Here is a 25,510-nt window from a genome sequence, read left to right as displayed (position 1 = left end):
ATCGACTAAATAGATTTTTTATCTTTTTCAAATGCATCCCAAGCTCCCCATAAATACATAATTCCAAGAGCTCTATCATAAAGGCCATACCCTGGTCTGCATTTTTCATTCCAAAGATGTCTTCCATGATCTGGTCTTACATAGCCCGTAAATCCAGCTTCGTAAAAGGCTTTAACCATGCCAACTACATCAAGTGAACCATCAGAAGTTTTGTGAGAAGTTTCTATAAAATCACCATTTTCAAAGTGCTTTATATTTCTTATATGTGCAAAATGAATTCTTGGAGCAAATTCTTTAATAATTGAAATTAAATCATTATTTGGATTAGATCCAAGTGAACCACTACAAAATGTTAAACCATTATAAGGGCTATCAACCAGTTTTAAAAATCTTTTAATATTTTGCCTATTAATTATCAATCTTGGAAGTCCGAATATTGGCCATGCTGGATCATCTGGATGTATTGCCATCTTAACATTATTAGCTTCACAAACAGGAATAATTTCTTCAAGGAAATATTTAAGGTTATTCCACAAATCTTCTTCAGTTACATTTTCATAAGCATTAAAAAGTTCTTTTAAATGCGAAAGCCTTTCAGGTTCCCATCCTGGCATTGTATATTCTTTTACACCAAGAGATATTTTTTCTACTAGTTCTATAGGATCTATCTTTTCAATTTTAGCTTTTTCATAAAATAGTGCAGTTGAGCCATCTGGAAGTTTTTTGTTTAGATCAGTTCTTGTCCAATCAAAAACAGGCATAAAGTTGTAACATATTACCTTAACTCCCACTTTTCCAAGTTTTTCAATAGTTTTTTTATAATTTTCAATATATTTTTCTCTAGAAGGAAGACCTAGTTTAATGTCTTCATGAACATTTACACTTTCTACTACATCAATATTAAATCCATGACTTTCTATTAGCTCTTTTTCTTTAAGTATTCTATCCATAGGCCATTCTTCACCAGCAGGAATATCATGAAGAGACCACACTATTCCAGTAACACCAGGGATTTGTTTAATTTGATCTAAAGTTATAGAATCATTACCTTCACCATACCATCTAAACGTCATTTTCATAAGCATCAACTCCAATTCTTATTAATTTGCTGTATACCTTTGCAATTTGCATTTTGCTATACGGTTTATATATATAATAGCATAGCAGTAAAAAACATTAACATGAAAAATATAATTGCATTTGTAATATTTCACTATGAAATTAACATTTTTGGTGGATATTATGGATATATTTTATATACTATAATGAAAGCCAGCGTCATTTAGGCGCTGGCAATATTAAGCCTTTATAGGTTTGAATTAACCATATTTTTAGTGGTACTCTATTTTAATTTTTCATTAAAATAATTTCCAAATAATATCATTAAGTTTCAACTCATTTTTAAGGGCATAAGGTTTAGTATCTTTATTTATATGAACAAATTCTAATTTAGCCATTTCTGCAAAATCTGCTAATTGTTCAGCAGTAACTTCATAGGAAAAGCTTGTGTGATGAGCTCCACCTGCATAAATCCAAGCTTCAGCTGCTTCTTTTAAAGATGGCTCAGGTTTCCAAAGTACTCTTGCAACAGGAAGTTTTGGCATATCATTTTCTAGTTTAACTGCAGTAACATCATTAACTATTAGGCGCATACGTCCTCCTAAATCTATTAATGAAGCACAAACTGCAGAACCTTCCATACCATTAAATACTACACGTGCTGGATCGGATTTTCCTCCTATTCCTAATGGATGAACTTCTATTCTTGGTTTTGTAGCAGCAAGAGTAGGACATACTTCAAGCATATGAGCTCCAAGAATTAATTCATTACCTAATTCTAAATGATAAGTATAATCTTCCATTATAGATGTACCTTTTCCACAAGCCATAATTTTCATAATACGAACTAAAGCTGCAGTTTTCCAGTCTCCCTCAGGTCCAAATCCATAGCCTTCAGCCATAAGGTGTTGAACAGCTAGTCCAGGGAGTTGTTTTAATCCATGTAAATCTTCAAAAGTTGTGGTAAATGCAGAGAAACCTCCTTCTTCTAGGAAAGATTTCAATCCTAATTCTATACGAGCTTGTTCTCGAACTGAATTCATTTTTTCCTCTGAAGAAAGAACTTCTAGGGCAAAATCATAAACTTTTGCATATTCTTCCATAAGTTTATCTATTTCTTCTTCAGTAACTTTATTAACTCTTTCTACAAGATCGCCAACACCGAATCCGCTTATTTCCCAACCAAGTTTAATTTGAGCTTCTACTTTATCTCCTTCAGTTACAGCAACTTGTCTCATATTATCACCGAAACGAGCTACCTTTAAACTACGGCTTTCAGTAAAGGCAACAGAAGTATTCATCCAAGAACCTATGCGTGATTGAACATCTTTATCTTCCCAATATCCTACTACTACTTTACGAGGAATTCTAAGTCTTGCTCCAATGAATCCATATTCTCTATCACCATGAGCAGATTGGTTTAAATTCATAAAATCCATATCTATACTGTCCCAGGGAATATTTCTATTAAATTGTGTATGAAGATGAAGAAGCGGTTTTTTAAGTTCAGAAAGACCAGCAATCCACATCTTTGCAGGAGAAAAAGTATGCATCCAAGTTATTATTCCTGCGCAATTATCATCGGAATTTGCAGCTAAACAAAGCTTTCTTATATCATTAGGATTAGTTAATACAGGCTTAAAAACAACTTTAAATGGAATTAGAGAAGAAGAATCTAAGCCTTCTGCTATTTTTATTGAATCTTTGTCAACCTGTTTTAAAGTTTCAGGTCCATAAAGATGTTGACTTCCAGTAACAAACCAAAATTCATAAGGTCTAATTTGTAACATAATATAAATCCTCCCTTTAATCTTAAAATTTATATGTTTAATTTAAATAGATATTTAACAAATATATATTTAAAAATTAGCAGTATTTTGTCCATAATAAGCATTAGAACCATGTTTTCTTAGAAAATGTTTATCAAGCAAAGTTTGACTAATAGATTCTATGCCTGGCGTTAGAGAAACAGTATTATAAGCCATCATAGCAATTTCTTCTAATACTACTGCATTATAAACTGCTTCATGAGCGTCTTTACCCCAGGTAAAAGGTCCATGATTATTTACAAGAACACCTGGAATATATATAGGATTTTTATTTTCAAATGTTTCAACTATTATATTTCCAGTTTCTTTTTCATAGTCGCTGTTTATTTCTTTAGCAGTCATTTTTCGAGTACATGGGATTTCACCATAAAAATAATCAGCATGAGTAGTTCCTAAAGCAGGTATACTCCTACCTGCCTGAGCCCAAATAGTTGCCCATCTTGAATGAGTATGAACAATCCCTCCAACATCTTTAAAGTTTTTATAAATAGTAAGATGTGTTGGAGTATCAGATGAAGGATTTAGATTACCTTCAACTTTATTGCCATCAAGATCAAGTACAACTAAATGTTCTAACTTAAGTTCTTCGTAAGGTACTCCACTTGGTTTAATAACTATTAAGCCAGCTTGTCTATCAATTCCACTGACATTACCCCAGGTATAAGTTACAAGCCCCTTTTTTGGAAGCTCTAAATTTGCCTTTAACACTGCTTCCTTTAAATTTTCCAGCATAATAAAAACCTCCTAAATATTAAGCTACTTTGCTTCTGATTTGATTTTTTTAAGTCTTTTCATAACGTCATTAAAGCCTCTACCAAAGTAATCATGAAGTGTTTTATATTCAGCATAAAGTTTATTATATATTTCAACGTTTTCAAGAATTGGTTTAAAGTATTCTTCTTTTATTTTAGACATATGTTTAGCTGCTTCAACTATAGAGTCATAACCTCCTTTTTCGCTTCCAGCAGCTAATGCAGCAAACATTGCTGAGCCTAAAGCTGGAGCTTGAGGCGATCCAGAAATTCTAATTTCCATGTTTGTAACATCAGAATAAATTTGCATCATAAGTTTATTCTTTTCAGCTATTCCACCAGCAGCATAAAGTTCTTTTATGGGAACTCCATTTTCTCTAAAAGTTTCAACAATCATTCTTGTACCATAGGCAGTAGCTTCAATTAAAGCTCTATATATTTCTTCTGGTTTTGTAAGTAATGTACAGCCTAAAATCATCCCTGTAAGGTCAACATCAACAAGTACTGAACGATTACCATTCCACCAATCAAGAGCAATTAAACCACTTTCTCCAACTTTAAGTTTTGAAGCCTTTTCTGTAAGAAGAGTGTGTATGTTAACTCCTTTTTCTTCAGCTTCTTTTGTATAACTTGCTGGTACACAATTCTCAACGAACCATTCGAAATGATCTCCTACACAAGATTGTCCAGCTTCATATCCTAAATATCCAGGAATAACACCATCTTCAACAACACCACATATACCAGGTACTATTTTTTCTTCTGTACCAAGAAGTATATGGCATGTAGAAGTACCCATAATCATTAACATTTTAGCTTCATCAGTTATTCCAACAGCAGGAACAGCTACATGTGCATCAACATTAGCTACAGCAACAGCAGTTCCAACTTTTAAACCTGTAAGTTTTGAATATTTTTCTGTTATTTCTCCAGCTTTTGAACCTATAGGATAAATATTTGTACTTAATTTTTCGGAAACAACGTTTTCAAGTCTTGGATCAAGAGATTTAAAAAATTCTTTTGAAGGATATCCTTTTTGCTTGTGCCAAATTGCTTTATATCCAGCAGTACAGCTGTTTCTTGCTTCAACACCAGTAAGCTGCATTATAACCCAATCTGTTGCTTCTATAAATTTATCTGCTTTATCATAAATTTCAGGAGCTTCATTAAGTATTTGCCATATTTTTGGAATTAGCCATTCTGAAGAAATCTTTCCTCCATAACGATTTAAGAAATCTTCTCCTCTTTCCTTGGCGATTTTATTGAGTTTATTTGCCTCGTCTTGAGCAGCATGATGTTTCCAAAGTTTTACATAAGAATGAGGATTTGATTTAAGTTCTTCATAAAAACATAAAGGAGTTCCATATTTATCAATAGGAAGCATTGTGCATGCAGTAAAGTCAATTCCAATACCAATAACATCTTCTGCATCAACATTAGCTTCTTTTAAAATAGTTGGAATAGTTTCACTTAATACATCAATATAATCTTGTGGATGTTGTAAAGCCCAGTCTGGAGGAAGCTTAGTCTTTCCATCAGGCAGATATTCATCCATAACTCCATGTGGATATACTTTTACAGCAGTAGCTACTTCTTCGCCAGTAGCTATATCAACAAGAACAGCTCTTCCAGATTGAGTACCATAGTCAACACCAATGGTATATTTTTTACTCATTTTTGATTCCTCCTATTTATTTGTAAAATTAATTTTTAAATACTTTTTAGTAAGTAAATATTTTTAATATAATTATATGATTAAACCACAATAAACTGTAAATTAATTTCCAATATATGATTTAGAAATTTTCATTGTATCATTATAGCCAATTTTTAATAGAAATACTTTTGGAATAAAAGTAATAAATCAACCAGTTGAAATTGATATCTGTAAATTATTAATAAAAAATTTTTGTGGTATAAGCATTAATTTATTAAAGTTAGATGAATATAAAGTTAAGCATTTATTCTAATTGTAGGTACAACTTAAAATAAATCTGCAATTATTAGCATAAAATTTAGTAACGATATCTTTCATATATGATTATAGCACTATATAGTTGTACGAACAAGTAGGTAAATAAAAATATTTTTGTTTATATATATTTTGAATTTTATTAAAATATTGTATAAAAATATTTAAACTATGATATAATGTATGAACAATTATATTAAAATAAAACAATTACATAATATCTTGTTTGTACATATTTTTTTAAATCAATAAGCCCTAAATATGCTATAATATGATGTATGTATAATATATTGAAATAATGCAGGTGATATAGGGTGCTTAATAAAATTTTAGACATTATAAATATGGAAGATAAAAAAAATCCTTATACAGATGAAGAAATTGCAAAAAAGCTTGGTATTTTAAGAGAAGTGGTTACAGAATACAGAAATGAAAACGATATACCTGATTCGAGACAAAGAAGAAGGGATGTTATAATAAAAGATTCCATACAAATACTTAAAAAAAACAAAGATATATCTGATAGAAATTTTACAAAAGAATTAAATGATAAAGGATACAAGGTGGCAAGGTTTGCGGCATCTAATATAAAAAAAGAAGTTCTTAAACTTTTAGAACAAGAAAATTTTAATAAGGAGGGACGATCAGAAATATATAATTATGAAGAAATAAAAAAAGAATCAATTGATAAAAAAGAAAAAGCTGATGCATTTGAAGCTATAATAGGGTACGAAGGGAGCCTAAAACTTCAGATAAGTCAAGCTAAGGCAGCAATTTTATATCCTCCAAAAGGATTGCATACCCTGATTTTAGGGCCTTCTGGCGTGGGGAAAAGCCATATGGCAGAAGCAATGTATGAGTTTGCAAAAACGACAGAAAACTTTTCAAATGATGCTCCATTTATGATATTTAATTGTGCAGATTATGCTGATAATCCACAGCTTTTACTATCTCAATTATTTGGTCATACTAAGGGGGCTTTCACTGGTGCTTCTGAAAATAAAAAAGGAATTGTAGAGATGTGTAATGGAGGAATATTATTTTTAGACGAAATACACAGGCTTCCTGCAGAAGGACAGGAGATACTTTTTTATTTATTAGATAAAGGTAAATTTAGAAGATTAGGTGAAACTGATACAACTAGAGAAAGCAAATTAATGATTATTGCTGCTACTACTGAAAATCCAGAAAGTTCTCTTCTTCTTACATTTAGAAGAAGAATACCTATGATAATTGAATTGCCAGCTGTTAAAGATAGACCTTATGATGAAAGATTTAGTATAATTAAAAACTTCTTTTTAAATGAAAGCAAGAGATTAGGCAGAGATATATTTGTAAGAAGAGATGTAATAAAAGCATTTATGACTTATGATTGCCCTGGAAATATAGGACAGATTAAAAGTGATATACAAGTATGTTGTGCTAGAGGTTTTTTATACTCTACTTTAAACAATAAGAAAAATGTTGTAGTGAATTTTCAACACATACCGAATCATGTTAAAGAGCAGATAATTAATTTTAATATAAATAACGAAGAATTAGACAAATATACAAGAGAAGATATAGTAGTTTCATCAAAAGGAGTAAAGATATTATATAGAGAAGAGTATAATACAATAGAGAAAAATAATATATATCAGTTTATAGAAGATAGGTATAAAGAACTTAAAGAAGATGGATACAGTCCTAAAGAGATTAATAAAGTAGTAGGAGAACAGCTTGAAAGTGAGCTTATGAGATTTGCATCTTCAATAAATCTTTCAACATCAACACAAGAGATTATAAATATAATTGGTGAAGATATGCTTAAGATTACACAAGAGATATTTGAATTTGCAAAAAAACATATAGATGGATTGCAAAAGAAAATAATATATCCTCTTGCTATTCACCTTAGTTCCACTTATGAAAGATTATTAAATAAAAGAGAGATAATAAATCCAAATTTAGATATGGTTAAAGAAAAATATAATAAAGAATTTAAAGTTGCACAGAAAATAGCAGTATTAATACTTCATAAGCTTAATATAAGACTTCCAGAAGATGAAATAGGATTTATAGCAATGTATCTTAAAAATTTTCAAACTGAAACAAAGTCAGAGGAAGGAAGAGTAGGAGTAATAGTTTTATCTCATGGAAGAGTAGCTTGTGGTATGGCTGATGTGGCTAATAGATTATTAGGAGTTAATCATGCAGTTGGACTTGAAATGGATCTTAGTGATTCACCAGATATAATACTTGAAAAAACAATAAAACTTGTTAAAAAAATAAACCAAGGTAAAGGATGTATTCTACTAGTAGATATGGGATCCTTAACAACATTTGGGGATATAATAACTGCAAGAACAGGAATTCCAACTAGAGTAGTAGGAAGAGTAGATACATTAATGGTATTAGAATGTGTAAGGAGAGCTCTTTTGCCAGAAGATACATTAGACAGCATTGTAAATGAAATAGACAATAAAGGAAATTTACTTACAAGAGTAAATATAGAAACAAAAAATGTATCCAAAGCTATAATCACTTTATGTATAACTGGAGAAGGTTCAGCTATAAAGGTTAAAGAATATATAGAAAGTCATTTAATAGAAACTATTAAAGATGTAGAAATTATACCTTTAGGGTATGTTAACAATGAAGATATTACTTTAACTATAAATAATATTTCAAAAAATAAAAAGATTTTAGCTATAGTAGGGACTATAAATCCAGAAATTAATGATATTCCATTTATATCTGTGGAACAATTAATAACAGGCAACTACTTAGGAGGATTAAAAAAATTAATTAACAATGAAAAAGTATTAAAAAATAGGCTTCCCGAAGTAATGTCATCCGATGTTATTTTTTATAATGAAAATTATAAATATAAAGATGAAGTTTTGGATACAATGGTACAAAAGCTGATAGAAACTAATAGAGTAAAAGAAGGCTTTTTGCTAAGTGTATATAAAAGAGAGACTCTAGGAGCTACATACTTAAAGGGTGGAATAGCTATACCTCATGGAGATAGCAGTTTTGTTACAAAACCAACCATTGCTTTTACAAAACTAACCACACCAATAAATTGGGATGGATATAATACTGCAGATTTAATTTTTCTTATAGCTTTAAAAGAAGATTCAAAAGAATATTTTGAACAGTTGTATAAGATAATATCAAATAATGAAGTACTTCAAGAAATAAGAAAAGCTAATAGTAAAGATAAGATAATCGACATTTTATTTAAAAATACAATATCAGCCAAATAAGCTGGCATAGAATTTGCTTATATATAATAGTGAAATTAAGGGGGTGAAAATTTTGAAAGATATTAAAAACTTCCCTAAGGTCACTATTATTTTGCGTGGATATAGTTATAGCCAAGTAAGAACAGTTATGAAAGCATTAACTCAAAGTACAATAAAATCTGTTGAAATAACAATGAATACTCAAGGTGCAGCAGAGATGATTGATAAACTTTCAAGAGAATTTAAAGATACAATGCTTATAGGTGCAGGAACTGTTACAACTATGGAGCAAGCTAAAACTGCAATAAATGCAGGAGCAAAATTTTTACTTTCACCAGTTATGCTTTCAAAAGAAATTTTAGACCTTTGCAGGGAAAGTTCAATAATAACAGTACCAGGAGCCATGACTCCAACAGAAATATATAAATCTTTTCAAGAGGGGGCAGATATAGTTAAGGTATTTCCTGCTACAAGCTGTGGGACAAGATATTTTAAAGATATAAAAGCACCTCTTGGAAATCTTCAATTAATGGCTGTAGGTGGTGTTACAGCAGATAATGCAAAAGAGTTTTTAAATAATGGAGCAGATTTTTTGGGTATAGGTTCAGGATTATTTAATAAAAAAGATATAGAAAATGAAAATATTGAAGGACTCTTAAAATCATTAAAAGATTTTGAAAAAAAGATAAACTAGGAGATGGAAAATGAGTAAAGAGATAAGTTTTCTAAATGATTTAATATTTAAAGATTTAGAGTTTTCAAATAATATGGAAGCTTTAGAATTCTTAGCATCAAAGTTATATGAAAAAGGTTATGTAAAAAAAGAATATATACAAGCTATTTTGGAAAGAGAAAAAGAATATCCTACAGGGCTTCCATCAATAGATATAAAGATAGCAATACCTCATGCTGATCATACTTTAGTAAATAAAGCAGCTTTAGCTATAGGCATACTTAAAAATCCAGTAGGATTTAAAGCAATGGATGCACCAGATAAAACCTTAGATGTAAGAATAATAATAATGCTGGCGTTAAATGAACCTCATGGACATATTGAAATGCTTCAAAGAATAGTTAAGCTTATTCAAAATCCAAAAGTTTTAAAAGAAATTACTGAAGTTTATTCAACTGAAGAAGTAGTAAATAAATTAGAACCATATTTAATTAATAAATAAATATATTAAAAAATTTGAGGAGGAATTTAAATGAAAAGAGTATTAGTAGCATGTGGAAATGGAATAGCAACATCAACAGTAGTAGCAATGAAAATTAAAGAGGCTTGTGAAGATAATGGCATAAATATTAGTATAAATCAATGCAAACTTTTAGAAGTACCATCAAAGATTTCTGATTATGATCTTTTAGTTACAACAGGAAAGTTTACTGGTAGCGAAGTAAACGTTCCAGTAATAGGGGCAATATCATTATTAACAGGCATAGGCGAAGAAGAAACTTTAGAAAAAATAATAGAAGCTTTAAAATAAAAATATAGGGGGATTTATAAACATGCAAGCAATTTATAATTTTTTCCAGGTATTATTAAATGATGCTGGTCCTACAGTAATGCTTCCTATTATTATATTAATTATAGGACTTATATTTAGAGTTAAACCAGGTAAAGCATTTAGATCAGGTCTATTAGTTGGTATAGGTTTTGCAGGTATTAAGCTTGTAATAAACTTACTTTCATCAAATCTTGGGCCAGCTGCACAAGCAATGGTTAAAAATTTTGGAATAAAGCTAGATGTACTTGATATTGGCTGGGGTGCAATAGCGGCAGTTACTTGGTCCTCACCTATAATTCCAATATTAATATTTGTAATACTTATTACTAATATAGTAATGCTTATTCTTAAAGCAACTAACACATTAGATGTTGATATATGGAATTATCACCATATGGCTATAGTAGGTATAATGACTTATTTTGTTACAAAGAATGTTATACTTGGTGTAGCTGCAGCAATGACAATGGCAGTAATTACATTTAAAATGTCAGATTGGTCAGAAAATCTTGTAAGTGATTATTTTGGATTACCAGGAGTATCTCTCCCAACTATGTCAGCACTTTCATCTTTAGTAATAGCAGTACCATTAAATTGGCTTTTAGATAAAATTCCAGGAATAAATAAGGTTAAATTTACCGTTAAAGATGCTAAAAAATATTTAGGCCTATTTGGAGAACCAATGATGATGGGTCTTATTCTTGGAGGAGTTATTGGTATTTTAGCTAAATATGATATTACTAAAGTTCTTAATGTAGCCGTTAATTTATCAGCAGTAATGGTTCTTATACCTAAGATGACATCATTATTTATGGAAGGTTTAATGCCTATATCTGAAGCAGCTAAAAAATATACTAAAGAAAAGTTTAAAGGAAGAAAGTTCTTAATTGGATTAGATGCAGCAGTTGTAGTAGGAAATCCAGAAGTTATAACTACATCTTTAATAGTAATACCATTAACAATACTTTTAGCAGCTATTTTACCTGGGAACAGAGTTCTTCCATTTGCTGACTTAGCAGTTGTTACATTTAGGGTTGCTTTAGTAGTTGCTTTAACTCAAGGTAATTTATTAAAAAATATAATTATAGGTTTAGCGTGTACAGCAGCAATATTACTTGCTGGCACAAATACAGCACCAGTATTAACAGAACTTGCTAAATCAACAGGTATAGATTTAGGGGTTGCAGGAGGAGCACTTATTTCATCTTTTGCAGCAACAAGTTTAACAGTAAGTTTTATCGTATATAAAGTATTTACAGGAAATTTAATCATAACTTTACCAATATTCCTTGTATCATTTATAGCAATATGGGTTTATATAGATGTTATAAAGAAAAAACAAGTTAATGGAGTACAGGTAGAAAAAGAAACACTTTAAAGTATTTTAGATATTTGGAGGTATTGTATATAATGAAGCGAGCAATTGATAAATTAGAGCCATTCCAAAGGGCAATATCAAAAGCCCATCTTGCTTCAGCAGGAGTATCCTTAGATGCTCTAGATAACAAACCTTTGATAGCTGTATGTAACAGCTGGAACGAGGTTTGCCCTGGACACGAGCCATTAAGACAACTAGCTGAAGAAGTTAAAAAAGGTGTACGTGAAGCTGGAGGAGAACCTATAGAGTTTAATACTATTGCTATGTGTGATGGTATTGCTCAAGGACACTTAGGCATGAGATATTGCCTGCCGCATAGAGAAATAATTGCAGATTCAGTTGAGGCAATGGTAGTTGGAGAAGGTATATTTGATGGTATGGTTATGTTAACTGCTTGTGATAAAATAACACCAGCAATGCTTCAGGCAGCAGCACTTATAAATATTCCAACTATTATAGTAACATCTGGACCATCTGTCCCAGAAATTGCTCCTTCAGATTCTAAAAAATTACGTTCAAAATTTTTAAGTGGAGAAATAACAGAACGTGAATTAATAGAGGGAACATTAAAATATTATTCAGGACCAGGAATATGTCCATTTTTAGGTACTGCAAATACAATGAATGCTTTAGCAGAGGCATTAGGTATGATGCTATCTGGAAGTAGTTTAATACCATCTAATACAAGTTTTAGAAGATTTGCTGCAAGAAATTCAGGTAATGAGATTATGAGACTTATAAAAGAAGGGATTACGCCAAGAAAAATTATAACAAAAGAGGCAATTTATAATGCAATAGTATTATTAACTGCATTAGGTGGTTCTCTAAATGCATTATTACATCTACCAGCATTAGCAGCAGAACTTGGAATAGAATTGTCGTGGGATGAATTTGCAAAAGTTAGTTCAAAAACTCCGCTCCTTTGTGCTATAGTTCCCAATGGTAATCAAACAGTAGTTGATCTTCACAGAGCTGGAGGAGTACCTTCAGTAATGCGTGAATTAAAATCTTTATTAAATTTAGATACTATTACAGTTGACGGAAAAACTATAGGTGAAATTATAAGTGAAGCAAAAGAAGGAGACAGAAATGTAATTAGAGCCTTTGATAATCCAATACAAGAAGCAGATGGTATACAAATTCTTTATGGAAATTTAGCACCTAAAGGAGCCCTTGTTAAGACTTCAGCTGTTCCTGAAAATCAAAGAGAGTTTACGGGAATAAGTATTGTGTTTAATAGCGAAGAAGAATGTCATAAAGCTTATAAAGAAGGCAGAATAAAATCAGGTCATATTGTTGTTGTAAGGTATGAAGGGCCTAAAGGAGGACCTGGAATGAGAGAGTTACATCGTGTAACTGAAATACTTAAGAAAATACCAAACACAGCAATTATTACTGATGGACGTTTTTCAGGTGCCAGTGGTGGATTAAGTGTTGGATATATATGTCCAGAAGCCGTAGAAGGAGGACCTATCGCTTTAATTGAAAATGGAGATACAATAAAAATAGATTTAAAAAAAGGTACAATAGAGCTTAAGGTTTCTAAAGAAGAATTAGAATTAAGAAAAGCAAAGTGGAATCCAATTATAAAAGAATGTGGAAGAGGAGTGCTGAAGCGTTATTCAAAGGAAGCAGGTTCTGCACTAGAAGGAGCTATTTTAAAAGTATAATTTAATAAAAAATAAAGCCGTACTTTTGTGGTTAATAAAAGTACGGCTATTTTTGTGCACTGGCTTGGGCGATATCGATATCTTGCTGGTTAAAGTTTACTATATAAAAGTAATTATTATGGATGTGGATGGTACATTAACTAATAATAAAAAAGTAATTACTGAAAAAACTAAAGATGCTTTAATTAAAGCACAAAAAAGAGGACGTGAATAAAATAATTATTCAGCTTCTAATTGATTACTGAGCCATTTGATTACTTAAGCCATATTTATTGTCCTAATATCCTAGACATGAAAATATAAGTAGATTAAAATATAATTAAGTATAATTAGTATGAAAATTAATAATTATTTAAATAAAACAACTAGTGAAAAATCATTAACTATAATTTTAAAATTTGTTATAAATATATTTATTTATAAAACATCATTTAAGGAAAGGGGATAAAATATTATGAATTACAAGAAACTAAAAAATTTTCCAAAAAACTTTTTATGGGGTGCTTCAACTTCAGCTTATCAAGTAGAAGGAGCATGGAATGAAGATGGTAAAGGCCTTTCTGTTATCGATGTAAAGGAAAATCCTGAAGGTACTTCTGACTATAAAGTAGCAGCTGATCATTATCATAGATATAAGGAAGATATTGCTTTAATGGCTGAAATGGGATTAAAGGCTTATAGATTTTCTATAGCTTGGACTAGAATTTATCCAAATGGAACAGGTGAAATAAATAAAAAGGGTATTGAATTTTATAATAATTTAATTAATGAGTTATTAAAATATAATATTGAACCAATTGTAACAATGTATCATTTTGACTTACCTTATGCTTTGCAGCAAAAAGGTGGTTGGAGCAATAGAGAAACTATTGATGCTTTTGAAAACTATGCAAAAACTTTATTTGAAAACTTCGCAGACAGAGTTAAATACTGGCTTACAATAAATGAACAAAATATGATGATCTTACATGGTACAGCAATAGGCACAGTTGATCCTAACATGGAAAATCCAGAAAAGGAGCTATATCAGCAAAATCATCACATGCTTTTAGCTCAAGCAAAAGCCATAAAACTTTGTCATAAAATGTGCCCAAATGCTAAAATAGGTCCAGCTCCAAATATTGTTTCTATATACCCAGCAAGTTCTAAGCCTGAAGATATAATTGCAGCTCATAATTGGTCATCGATTAGAAATTGGCTTTATTTAGATATGGCTGTGTTTGGAAGATATAACAGCATTGCATGGAGTTATATGGAAGAAAAAGGGTATACACCAACAATACTTGAAGGAGATATGGAAATATTAAAGGATGCTAAGCCGGATTTCATAGCTTTTAACTATTATTCAACTGAAACAGTAGCTGAAAGCAAAGGAAATGATTTAGATAAAATGTCCAGAAAAGGGGATCAGCATATAGTAATAGGAGAACCGGGAGTTTATGCGGGAGCTTTAAATCCAAATCTTCAGGAAACAGATTTTGGATGGTTTATAGATCCTGTAGGTTTCCGTACCACATTGCGTGAAATTAATGAAAGATACAATTTACCTTTATTAGTTACTGAAAATGGTTTAGGAGCATATGATAAGCTTGAAGAAGGCGATATAATAAATGATGATTATAGAATTGATTATTTAAGAAAACATATTGAACAGGCTAAACTTGCTATAACTGATGGGGTTAATTTAATAGGCTATTGTCCTTGGTCAGCTATAGATCTTGTAAGCACTCATCAAGGTATAAGAAAGCGTTATGGTTTTATTTATGTAAATAGAGATGAATTTGATTTAAAAGATTTAAGAAGAATTAAAAAGAAAAGTTTTTATTGGTATAAAAAAGTCATTTCATCAAACGGAGAAAATTTAGAATAAAAATTTGACAAAATGCTTTTGACACTGCCTATTCTTTTGTAATTATATTAACTATAAAATGAGCACTAAGTGCTCATTTTATAGTATTTTAGTATATACTTTTAAATATTTTAAGTACTTATGAATTACATACTATTAAAAATAAAAATTTATTTTATAAAAATTAACTGCTTTCTATTGTTAAAAAAACTTTTATAAGATAGGTAGCAAGCAATAAATGAAGCTATAGAAGTTGTTGAAAGCAGCATAAATGTAACCATTATTTGATATTTTATTGCTTCAACAGGGGATGTTCCTGCAAGTATTAACCCTGTCATCATACCAGGAAGAGATACTATTCCTAATGTTTTTGCAGAATCTATAGTTGGCAGCATACCTGTTTTTATTGAATCACGTATAATATCTATAGATGAAGGAAGTATATCTGCGCCTAATGAAAGCTTTGTTTCAACTTCTTCTCTTTTATTTTTAAAATCAGATGTTATTTGTTTATAGCATAAACCTAATGCAACCATTGCATTACTTATAATCATTCCGCTTACAGGTATTATTTGATATGGTTCATATTTTATTGTTTTTGATAAAATAAGTATTGCCAAAGTAACTACAGTTCCTGCTGATATAGATAAAAAAGATATTAAAAGGGCTCTTTTAATTGCTTTACCTCTTTTTGCAGCATTATATGCAGCGTTAAATGTCATAAAAAATAATAAAAATGTTGTAAAAATAGGACTTTTAAATCCAAAAACATATTCTAAAATATACCCAACAGCAACAAGTTGAAGTACAGCACGTACAACACTTACAATAATTTCTTTTTCAAGTTTGAGCTTTTGCCAATAAGAAAAGAAAAGAGTTATAATTACGAGAGAAGAAGACATAAGCAATGACGTTATATTTATTGTATTTGATCCACTCATCTTAATACCTCCAGTGATTTAATTATTCCAGAATCTATTGTTAAAATTTTATTTGCATATTTTCTGCTTTGCTCAAAATTATGTGTTACCCATAAAATAGTAGTACCTTCTTTATTTAGTGAATTTATAACATCTTCTACAATTAGTGTATTATCAATATCAAGAGCTGAAGTTATTTCATCCAAAAGAAGTATTTCAGGTTTAAATATCAAACTTCTAATTAGTGCTATCCTTTGCTTTTCTCCTCCAGAGAGATTTTTAACTTCTTTAGTTAAAAAATCTGTGTTCATTTTAAAACTGGAAAATAATTGATTAACTCTTTCTTTATTGAATTTTGCATTTCTTAGAGTAAATGGGAAAATAATATTATCCATTACTGTATCTCCAAAAAGATAAGGACTTTGAAAACAATAGGATATACTTTTTCTTAGTTCTGTAGGGTTATACTCCATGAAATTTTTATCGTGATATATAATATTACCACTTGAAGGACTTATTAAATGACTGCAAAGTTTAAGAAAAGTACTTTTCCCGCTTCCAGAAGGACCAACAATTGAAATAAAATCTCCTTGATTTATAGTTAAAGATATATCTTTCAAAATAGTTTTTCCATCATTATCAAAAAATACATTTTGGAACTCAAGTATTGACAAAATATACACCTCATCCCTATTTATATTTTTTAAAAAATCAAATTTTTATTATACATATTAGCAATTTATTAAGTAAATTTTTAAAGTTTAATCTATATTTCTTGTTAATTATAACATTTATTACTATTTATATAAATAAATTTTAAAAAAGTTGTATTATAATAAATATAAATAAAAAATTATTGGAGTTGATATATTATGAATTTTGTAAATTCAAAGAGTGATATTGAAGAATTAATAAATAATAATAAAATAGTTCTATTATACTTTGGAAGCAATAATTGCAATGTATGTACTGCTATGAAACCAAAAGTTAAGGAAATTTTAGAAGAATTTCCGAAGATTAAAAGTGTACAAATAGATGTAGAAAAGTCATTAGAAATATCAGCATCATATGAAATATTTACTATACCTGCTATTCTTATTTTTATTGAAGGAAAAGAAATAATAAGAGAAGCAAGATATATAAGTATTCAGAATTTAAGGGAAAAAATAGATAGATATTATAATATGATATTTGATTAAAATAATGAATAATTTTTGCAAAAACAAGAAAGGCTGATAATTTATGAATGAAAGAAAATTAAGAATTTTTTATGAAGTCAGCAAAGAACTAAATATGACTAAGGTATCGGAAAAATTATATGTAAGCCAGCCTTCTATAAGTCAGGCAATAAATGATTTGGAAAAAGATTTGGGAGTAAAATTATTTGATAGAATGGGTAAAAAATTATATTTAACTCATGAAGGTAAAATTTTTTTAAATTATACAAAAAGAATATTAAATATTTATGATGAAGCTATAAAAGTTATTAAAGAAATGAACGGATTACAGCGTGGAAAATTAAAAATAGGAGCAAGTACTACAATTGGTATATATATACTGCCTAATATAATAGGAAAATTTTCAAAAGTATATACTAATATAGATATATCTATTATTATTGAAAATACAGAAAATATTGCAAAACTTATAGAAGAAAATCAATTGGATATAGCATTTGTAGAAGGTCCAGTACATTCTGAAGAAATAACAGTAGAAGAATTTTACGATGATGAGTTAGTATTTATTACAGGCACAGAGCATCCTTGGGTTAAAGCTGAAAAAATATTAAAAAGTGATATAGCTAAAGAAAAAATAATAATGAGGGAGAAAGGCAGCGGTACTAGAGAAGTTTTTATAAATGCGTTAGAAAAAGAATTTGTTGATTATAGCATTTTTATGGAACTTGGACATACTGAAGCTATAAAAAAAGCTGTTGAAGCTGGTTTAGGAATTTCATGTATATCAAAAAGATGTATAAAAGATGAGATAAATTATAAAAAATTAGCAGTGATTGAAGTAGAAGGTTTAAAAATAAAAAGGAGTTTATACTTAATTCATCATAAGGACAAATATATAACTAATTTAATTAATACTTTTATACAGTTTGCTAAAGAAAATGTAGACTATATATAACTTAATACTTATGTATATTATAAAATAATAATATTTTACTTTTTAAAGCTGCCACTTTAAAATAATTATGAAAAACTAAGTAAATTTTAAATTATAGTTTAAGGGAGATGGCAGTAATGAAAAAAATAAAAAATTTATTTCCAGGGATTATAGCATCATTTATAATTGCATTAATAGCTACAGAACTTGGCAAATTAGTACCTATAATTGGTGGGCCGGTGTTTGGTATAATAATAGGTATATTAATAAACAATACAATAAATAAGCCTAAATGTTTAGATTTAGGTATAAACTTTACTTCTAAAAAAATACTACAATGGGCTATAATAGTTTTAGGAGCAGGTCTTAGTTTTAATCAAGTTAAAACTACTGGAATAGAATCATTAACTGTAACAGTATTTACAATTTCTACAGCATTTATTGCAGCTTTTCTATTTGGAAAAATTCTTAAAGTTGAAGGAAATTTAAAAACTCTTATAGGTGTAGGAACAGCTATATGCGGGGGCTCTGCTATAGCTGCTATATCTCCAATTATAGAAGCAGATGATATGGATGTAGCTTATTCTATATCTACCATATTTTTATTTAATATTATAGCAGTACTTATTTTCCCACCGCTTGGACATATTATAGGATTTTCAGATAAAGCTTTCGGGTTATGGGCTGGTACAGCTATAAATGATACATCTTCTGTAGTAGCAGCAGGATATGCTTTTAGTAATAAAGCTGGTGAATATGCTACTATTGTTAAATTAACAAGAGCAACAATGATAATACCTATTTCGTTAATTTTTACAGCTATAATGACTTATAAAAAGAAAAAAGAAGCAAAACTAAATCAAGAAGTAAATTATAAATTTTCTAAAATATTTCCTTGGTTTATATTATGGTTTTTAATAGCATCAATTTTAAATACTATTGGTGTATTTAAAGGAAATAGTATAGAATACATAAATATTATAGGGAAATTTATGATTGTAATGGCTTTATCTTCTATAGGATTAGGTTGCGATGTGAAAAAAATGGCAAAGTCAGGCTTTAAACCAATGTTATTAGGACTGATAGTTTGGTTTAGTGTATCTATAGTAAGTATATTAGTACAATTTATAACAGGACAAATTTGATACTTTAAAAATTAAACATAATATTTTTTAGGAGATACTTTTGTATCTCTTTATTTTTTATTAATTTATTTTAAATATTAAATATATAAATATTTAAAGCATTATTTAGTATAAATGGTAGTTTTTTTTGATTATATGAAGTATAATTATCTTAAAGATATATACATTATTTTGATATATTATTTTGTATCAGCTTTAATACATCAATATATTAAAACGTTTTCTAAAATAAAGAATGGGGATTGATAAATTAGTTTTTGTAAATTTAAATTTAAATTTAACAAGAAGCTTATTTTGTTTAACATAAAATATAATTTTTTATAATGGGGGAAAGTAGATATGAAGATAATACTTAGCAGAAAAGGATTTGATTCTGCTTCAGGAGGTTATCCCAGCCCTCTATTTATTGAGGAAAAACATCACGTATCATTTCCTACACCAGAAGACAATGATATTAATAGAATTAATACAGGAATAACGTATAGCGACCTTATTTTTAATGGCAACTTAACTTATGCTGATATTATGAATGAATTAGGAATTAAGGGATTTGAGAAAAGGTGTGTTCATTTAGATCCAGATTTAAATTATAATGTTTTAAAAAAACGCAATAATGGATGGAAAGGTATATTTGGACAATGCAGCAGTTCACAATCTCATCTATATAATCAAAATATAGAAGAAGGCGATTTATTTCTATTCTTTGGCTGGTTTAAAGACGTTAAAAAAATAAATAACAGATATACTTTTGTTAACAAGACAGACAAGCATATTATTTGGGGATATCTTCAAGTAGGTGAAATACAAAATATATCAGAAAAAATAAGGTATGAAGAGTGGAAACTTATTCATCCTCACTATTATTATAGTAAAAGAAGCAATAATACAGCGTATATTGCTAGAGAAAAGTTAAGTTTTAATAGTTCAATTCCTGGTTTTGGCTGCTTACGATATGATGATTCTTTAGTTTTAACTTGTGAAGGACAAGATAAAAAATCTTTATGGAAACTTCCATACTTTTTTCACCCAAAGTTTAATACTAAAATGACATTTCATGAAAATTTGGTTGATAAATCAGGAAAGCCAATATGGCAGTTAAAAGATAATTGCTGTTTACTGAAAACTGTTGGACCAGGTCAAGAATTTGTAATAACTGGTAATAAAGAAGTTGAAAAATGGGCTGAAAATATAATTGTAAATAATTATATTAATAAATAGAAAATATTAAGAGGCATTAAAGCTAAAAATTTATTTTTTAAATAATTGCTAATATTAAAATTAAGCATTGATAATAAAAAAATAATTTTAAAGAAGCAAGTTTAAGTAATTTACGATAATATATATTATTAAATAAGGAAAAACTCCCGACAAAAACGGGAGTTTTTTGCATGGTAGGATAAAAGTATATAATTTTTATTTTCATATCTATATTAGAAAATACATAATTAAGACTTTTTAAACTGAAAATAATAAAAATTTTTATATTTGTGGTATAATATATAATTAATAAATATACAGGAGGCTATATATAATGTTAGATATCAAAGTAATAAGAACTACAACACCAAAAACTAAACCTAGAGAAGATGAACCTTTAGGATTTGGACGTATTTTTACAGATCACATGTTTATAATGAATTATACAGAAGGTAAAGGCTGGCACGATGCTAGAATTGTACCATTTCAAAATATTTCTTTATCTCCTGCAGCTATGGTATATCATTATGGACAAGAGATGTTTGAAGGATTAAAAGCTTATAAAGCAGAAGATGGTAGAACACTTTTATTTAGACCTGATATGAATGCTAAAAGGGCAATTAATACTAATAAAAGGCTATGTATTCCAGAAATTCCTGTGGAAGATTTTGTGCAAGCTGTTAAGGCTGTGGTTAAAGTAGATGAGGATTGGATCCCTAAAGCACCAGGAACATCTTTATACATTAGGCCTTTTATTATTGCTACAGATGAATTTTTAGGAGTAAAACCATCAAGTACTTATATGTTTATAATAATACTTTCACCTAGTGGTGCTTATTATGAAAGTGGATTGGATCCTGTAGGTATATGGATTGAAGATGAATATGTAAGAGCTGTAAAAGGTGGTATTGGCGAGGCAAAAACCGGTGGCAATTATGCTGCAAGTTTAGCAGCACAAGTTAAAGCTCATGATGAAGGATATTCACAAGTATTATGGCTAGATGGGGTAGAACGAAAGTACATTGAAGAAGTAGGAGCTATGAACATATTTTTTAAGATAGATGGTGTAGTAGTTACTCCAGCATTAAATGGAAGTATATTACCAGGGGTTACTCGTGATTCAGTAATTCAATTGTGCAAATCTTGGGGACTTCCAGTAGAAGAGAGAAAAATTTCAATTGATGAGATTTATGAAGCTCAAAAATCTGGAAAACTTGAAGAAGTTTGGGGTACTGGTACAGCAGCTGTAATATCTCCAGTAGGAAAGCTTAGATGGAAAAATGAAGTAATGATAATACAAGATGGCGGTATAGGAGAATTAAGCCAAAAATTATATGACACAATTACAGGTATTCAATTAGGAAAAATAGAAGATATATATAATTGGACTGTGGAAGTAAAATAAATACCAATAAAAAATATGCATATTGACTGTTTAAAATATTTGTGATAGTATTAGCATAAAATTAAATAAATCTTCAGGGCAGGGTGAAAGTCCCTACCGGCGGTATAGCCCGCGAGCCGTAAGGTTGATTCGGTGAAACTCCGAAGCCGACAGTAAAGTCTGGACGGGAGAAGATTATATAGGCATTATTATTTAATCTATTTATAAATATCCAGTATAAGAATGGTCTAATAAAATAATAATTCAATAAGATAATATATTTTATTTTTACAGAGAGAATTATTATTTTAATAGATGACTTTATAAAACTTTAAAGTTTTATAGATGTATACGAGTTTATAATAAATAGATTTAATAAATTTGATTTAAAAGCCCTGAGAGTAAAATCTTAGGGCTTTAATTTTTTAAATAAATTGGAGTGATTAGTTTTGGATATTAAGTATATGCAAAGAGCATTAGAACTTGCAAAAAAAGGAATAGGTTACACTAATCCTAATCCATTAGTAGGTGCCGTAATTGTAAAAAATGGAAGAATAATTGGAGAAGGATATCATCAAATATATGGTGGTAATCATGCTGAAATAAATGCATTTAAAGATGCAACTGAAGATGTTAAAGGTGCAACAATGTACGTTACACTTGAGCCATGTTCTCATTATGGCAAAACTCCTCCTTGTGCAAATGCAATAGTAGAAAAAGGAATAAAAAAAGTAATAATAGGATTAATAGATCCTAATCCTGAGGTATCAGGGAGAGGTATTAAAATTCTTAAAGATAATGGTATAGAGGTAATTACAGGTGTTTTAGAAGAAGAAGGAAGAAAGCTTAATGAAATATTTCTTAAATATATAACAACCAAACAGCCATTTTGCATAATGAAAACTGCTATGACATTAGATGGGAAAATCGCAACATTTACAGGAGACTCTAAGTGGATTACAGGAAAGACTTCAAGAAATTTTGTACATCAATTAAGACATAGAGTTGCTGGTATTATGGTAGGAGTAGGCACAGTACTTAAAGATGATCCTATGTTAACAACAAGATTAGAAAATGGAGAAGGAAGTGATTGTATTAGAATAATTGTAGATAGCAATGCAAGAATACCTATTGAAGCAAAAGTGCTTAATATTAATTCAAAGGCTAAAACAATTGTAGCAGTTACTGAGAAAGCTGAAAATGATAAAATAGAAGCTTTAAAAGAAAAAGGTGCCGAAATTATAATTACACCATCAAAAAATGAAAAAGTAGATCTTGCTTTTCTTATGAAGAAACTAGGAGAAAGAAAGATAGATAGTATACTTTTAGAAGGAGGAAGTGAACTAAATTATTCTGCTTTAGAGGCAGGTATTGTTGATAAAATAAATGCTTTTATAGCTCCTAAAATTATAGGAGGCATGAAAGCAAAAACTCCAGTTGGAGGAAAAGGAAGAGCATTTATAAATGAAGCAATTTCTATAAATAAAATAGATATTAAGCGTTTTGAAGATGACATATTAATAGAAGGGTATGTCCAAAAGGAGATGGAACTTTAAATGTTTACAGGACTTATAGAAGAAATAGGAGAAGTTGAGTCTGTTATTAAATCAGTAAAATCAGCAAAAATAACAATTAAAGCTTATAAAGTTTTAGAAGGAATAAAAATTGGTGATAGTATATGCACAAATGGTGTCTGCCTTACAGTAACCTCTTTTGATAGAAATAGATTTATTGTTGATGTAATGGCAGAAACTATGAGAAGGAGTAATTTAAAAAATATTGCTAAAGGAGATAAAGTAAATCTTGAAAGAGCATTAAGTATTGGAGATAGATTAGGAGGACATATTGTAAGCGGACATATTGATGGGGCAGGTATTATTAAAGATTATGAAAAAGAAGATAATGCAATATGGATTACAATTGAAGCTTCATCTGAAATATTAAAATATATAGTACAAAAAGGCTCTGTTGCAATAGATGGGGTAAGCCTTACAGTAGCTTATGTAGATGAAGCTTCATTTAAAGTTTCTATTATTCCTCATACTAAAGATGTAACGACCCTTTGTCAAAAAAAGAAGGGTGATGAAGTAAATATTGAATGTGATGTTTTAGGAAAATATGTTGAAAAATTTATTAAAATTCAAGACCAAGGAGCAGTTAAAAATAAAATTGATTACGATTTTTTAAATAAATATGGGTTTGTATAAAGAAAGGAGGATAAATTATGTATAAATTTAATACAATTGAAGAAGCAATTGAAGATATTAAAGAAGGTAAAATGGTAATTGTAATAGATGATGAAGATAGAGAAAACGAGGGAGATTTATTAATGGCTGCAGAAAAAGTTACTCCAGAAGCTATTAATTTTATGGCTAAATATGGGAGAGGACTTATTTGTATGCCTATTATAGGAGAAAGATTAAGAAAATTAAATATACCTCCTATGGTAGAACATAATACAGAATCTCACTGCACTGCATTTACAGTATCAATAGATGCTGCTTATACAGATACAGGTATTTCTGCTTTTGAGAGGGCTTTTACAATACAAAAGGTTTTAGATTTAAATTCTTCAGAAGAAGACTTTAGAAGGCCGGGACATGTTTTCCCTCTTGAAGCAAAAGAAGGTGGAGTACTTAAAAGAGCAGGACATACTGAAGCAGCGGTAGATTTAGCTAAAATTGCAGGATTATATCCAGCAGGGGTTATATGTGAAATAATGAATGAAGATGGAACTATGGCTAGAACTCCTAAACTTATTGAGTATGCTAAAGAACATAATCTTAAAATTATTACAATTGCAGATTTAATTGCTTATAGAATAAAGAATGAAAAATGTGTAAAGAGAGTTACTGAAGCTAAAATGCCTACAAAATATGGTGAATTTAAAATTATTGGGTATGAAAACACTTTAAATGGTGAGCATCATATTGCTTTAGTTAAGGGAGATATTTCAAATGGAGAACCTGTACTTATAAGAGTTCATTCGGAATGTCTTACAGGAGATGCCTTTGGATCATTAAGGTGTGATTGTGGAGAACAACTTGCTGAAGCTATGAAAAAAATAGAAGAAGAAGGGAGAGGTATTCTTCTTTATATGAGACAAGAGGGAAGGGGCATAGGGCTTATAAATAAAATTAAGGCATATGCACTTCAAGATCAAGGCATGGATACTGTAGAAGCTAATTTAGCATTAGGTTTTCCTGCTGATATGAGAGACTATGGAATTGGTGCACAAATTTTAGTAGACCTTGGGGTTAAAAAGTTAAGACTTATGACTAACAATCCTAAAAAAATATCAGGACTTTCTGGATATGGTATAGAAGTTATCCAAAGAATACCAATACAAATGAATCATAATGAAAAAAATGAATTTTATTTAAAAACAAAAAAACAAAAACTTGGACATATACTAAATTTTAATGAAAAAAACAATTATAGTAATTTAAATAATGTAAAGCAAGATTAAATAATAAATAATAATAAAAATTTATGAGGAGGAAAATAA

The 25,510-nt window shown here is 29.4% G+C and carries 21 protein-coding genes, 1 pseudogene and 1 riboswitch; of the genes and pseudogenes, 16 read left to right on the top strand and 6 right to left on the bottom strand.

Going from position 1 to position 25,510, the window contains the following annotated elements:
- Window positions 1-5: 5 nt before the first annotated feature.
- The 4 genes from uxuA to araB form a co-directional block, all read right to left on the bottom strand.
- Window positions 6-1,079, bottom strand: coding sequence for a mannonate dehydratase (gene uxuA, locus EGD97_RS06055; protein ID WP_127836797.1), 1,074 nt, complete (start codon window positions 1,077-1,079; stop codon window positions 6-8).
- A 279-nt stretch (window positions 1,080-1,358) separates the two neighbouring features.
- A complete protein-coding gene (gene araA / locus EGD97_RS06050) occupies window positions 1,359-2,849 on the bottom strand; it encodes an L-arabinose isomerase (protein WP_127836796.1) in 1,491 nt (496 codons plus the stop codon).
- A gap of 69 nt (window positions 2,850-2,918) precedes the next feature.
- Window positions 2,919-3,620 (bottom strand): L-ribulose-5-phosphate 4-epimerase, encoded by a 702-nt coding sequence (gene araD, locus EGD97_RS06045; RefSeq protein ID WP_078681314.1) that lies wholly within the window; start codon window positions 3,618-3,620, stop codon window positions 2,919-2,921.
- A 24-nt stretch (window positions 3,621-3,644) separates the two neighbouring features.
- Window positions 3,645-5,315: a ribulokinase gene (gene araB, locus EGD97_RS06040; RefSeq protein ID WP_127836795.1), complete on the bottom strand. Its 1,671-nt coding sequence runs from the start codon at window positions 5,313-5,315 to the stop codon at window positions 3,645-3,647.
- 611 nt (window positions 5,316-5,926) lie between these two features.
- Here araB and EGD97_RS06035 point away from each other — a divergent pair.
- The 8 genes and pseudogenes from EGD97_RS06035 (at window position 5,927) to EGD97_RS06000 (ending at window position 15,265) form a co-directional block, all read left to right on the top strand.
- On the top strand, window positions 5,927-8,863 hold the full coding sequence (locus EGD97_RS06035) for a sigma 54-interacting transcriptional regulator (RefSeq protein WP_127836794.1): 2,937 nt from the start codon (window positions 5,927-5,929) through the stop codon (window positions 8,861-8,863).
- 52 nt (window positions 8,864-8,915) lie between these two features.
- Entirely contained in the window at window positions 8,916-9,536 is a 621-nt protein-coding gene (locus tag EGD97_RS06030; RefSeq protein WP_127836793.1) for a bifunctional 4-hydroxy-2-oxoglutarate aldolase/2-dehydro-3-deoxy-phosphogluconate aldolase, read from the top strand.
- Between the two features lie 10 nt (window positions 9,537-9,546).
- Entirely contained in the window at window positions 9,547-10,017 is a 471-nt protein-coding gene (locus EGD97_RS06025; RefSeq protein ID WP_127836792.1) for a PTS sugar transporter subunit IIA, read from the top strand.
- Window positions 10,018-10,047: 30 nt separating this feature from the next.
- Window positions 10,048-10,326 (top strand): PTS sugar transporter subunit IIB, encoded by a 279-nt coding sequence (locus EGD97_RS06020; protein WP_127836791.1) that lies wholly within the window; start codon window positions 10,048-10,050, stop codon window positions 10,324-10,326.
- Between the two features lie 22 nt (window positions 10,327-10,348).
- Window positions 10,349-11,725, top strand: a complete 1,377-nt coding sequence (locus EGD97_RS06015; protein ID WP_127836790.1) for a PTS galactitol transporter subunit IIC — start codon at window positions 10,349-10,351, stop codon at window positions 11,723-11,725.
- A 32-nt stretch (window positions 11,726-11,757) separates the two neighbouring features.
- Window positions 11,758-13,395, top strand: a complete 1,638-nt coding sequence (gene ilvD, locus EGD97_RS06010) for a dihydroxy-acid dehydratase (RefSeq protein ID WP_127836789.1) — start codon at window positions 11,758-11,760, stop codon at window positions 13,393-13,395.
- A 118-nt stretch (window positions 13,396-13,513) separates the two neighbouring features.
- A pseudogene (locus EGD97_RS06005) lies at window positions 13,514-13,600 on the top strand (HAD hydrolase family protein); the annotation flags it as partial.
- Between the two features lie 249 nt (window positions 13,601-13,849).
- A complete protein-coding gene (locus EGD97_RS06000) occupies window positions 13,850-15,265 on the top strand; it encodes a glycoside hydrolase family 1 protein (RefSeq protein ID WP_127836788.1) in 1,416 nt (471 codons plus the stop codon).
- 149 nt (window positions 15,266-15,414) lie between these two features.
- Here the strand turns inward: EGD97_RS06000 and EGD97_RS05995 are convergent, their stop codons facing one another.
- Both EGD97_RS05995 and EGD97_RS05990 read right to left on the bottom strand, forming a co-directional pair.
- Complete coding sequence (locus tag EGD97_RS05995) at window positions 15,415-16,185, bottom strand: ABC transporter permease (protein ID WP_127836787.1); 771 nt, start codon at window positions 16,183-16,185, stop codon at window positions 15,415-15,417.
- Window positions 16,182-16,838: an ABC transporter ATP-binding protein gene (locus EGD97_RS05990; RefSeq protein WP_127836786.1), complete on the bottom strand. Its 657-nt coding sequence runs from the start codon at window positions 16,836-16,838 to the stop codon at window positions 16,182-16,184. Before EGD97_RS05990 ends, EGD97_RS05995 begins: the two co-directional genes overlap by 4 nt.
- Window positions 16,839-17,036: 198 nt before the next feature.
- On the opposite strand from EGD97_RS05990, the gene EGD97_RS05985 reads away from it, so the two are divergent.
- The 8 genes from EGD97_RS05985 to EGD97_RS05950 all read left to right on the top strand — a co-directional run bounded on the left by EGD97_RS05985 (window position 17,037) and on the right by EGD97_RS05950 (window position 25,471).
- Window positions 17,037-17,363, top strand: coding sequence for a thioredoxin family protein (locus EGD97_RS05985; protein WP_127836785.1), 327 nt, complete (start codon window positions 17,037-17,039; stop codon window positions 17,361-17,363).
- A 43-nt stretch (window positions 17,364-17,406) separates the two neighbouring features.
- The gene (locus tag EGD97_RS05980; protein ID WP_127836784.1) at window positions 17,407-18,297 is read left to right on the top strand and encodes a selenium metabolism-associated LysR family transcriptional regulator; all 891 of its coding nucleotides are present in this window, start codon (window positions 17,407-17,409) and stop codon (window positions 18,295-18,297) included.
- A gap of 116 nt (window positions 18,298-18,413) precedes the next feature.
- A complete protein-coding gene (locus EGD97_RS05975) occupies window positions 18,414-19,421 on the top strand; it encodes a YeiH family protein (RefSeq protein WP_127836783.1) in 1,008 nt (335 codons plus the stop codon).
- 339 nt (window positions 19,422-19,760) lie between these two features.
- A complete protein-coding gene (locus EGD97_RS05970) occupies window positions 19,761-20,639 on the top strand; it encodes an Nmad3 family putative nucleotide modification protein (protein ID WP_127836782.1) in 879 nt (292 codons plus the stop codon).
- Between the two features lie 313 nt (window positions 20,640-20,952).
- Window positions 20,953-22,023 carry a branched-chain amino acid aminotransferase gene (locus tag EGD97_RS05965; protein WP_127836781.1) on the top strand — a complete coding sequence of 357 codons (1,071 nt, stop codon included), beginning with the start codon at window positions 20,953-20,955 and terminating at the stop codon, window positions 22,021-22,023.
- 65 nt (window positions 22,024-22,088) lie between these two features.
- Window positions 22,089-22,202, top strand: a riboswitch (FMN riboswitch).
- Window positions 22,203-22,451: 249 nt separating this feature from the next.
- Window positions 22,452-23,558, top strand: a complete 1,107-nt coding sequence (ribD, locus tag EGD97_RS05960) for a bifunctional diaminohydroxyphosphoribosylaminopyrimidine deaminase/5-amino-6-(5-phosphoribosylamino)uracil reductase RibD (RefSeq protein WP_127836780.1) — start codon at window positions 22,452-22,454, stop codon at window positions 23,556-23,558.
- Window positions 23,559-24,209, top strand: coding sequence for a riboflavin synthase (locus EGD97_RS05955; protein WP_127836779.1), 651 nt, complete (start codon window positions 23,559-23,561; stop codon window positions 24,207-24,209).
- 17 nt (window positions 24,210-24,226) lie between these two features.
- Window positions 24,227-25,471, top strand: a complete 1,245-nt coding sequence (locus tag EGD97_RS05950) for a bifunctional 3,4-dihydroxy-2-butanone-4-phosphate synthase/GTP cyclohydrolase II (protein WP_127836778.1) — start codon at window positions 24,227-24,229, stop codon at window positions 25,469-25,471.
- The last annotated feature ends 39 nt before the right edge of the window (window positions 25,472-25,510 follow it).

This window comes from Clostridium prolinivorans (assembly GCF_004011155.1).
Classification (GTDB): Bacteria; Bacillota; Clostridia; order Clostridiales; family Clostridiaceae; genus Clostridium_AT; species Clostridium_AT prolinivorans.
The sequence above is the reverse complement of the archived record's forward strand: the minus strand, read 5'-3'. Positions and strand labels throughout refer to the sequence as shown.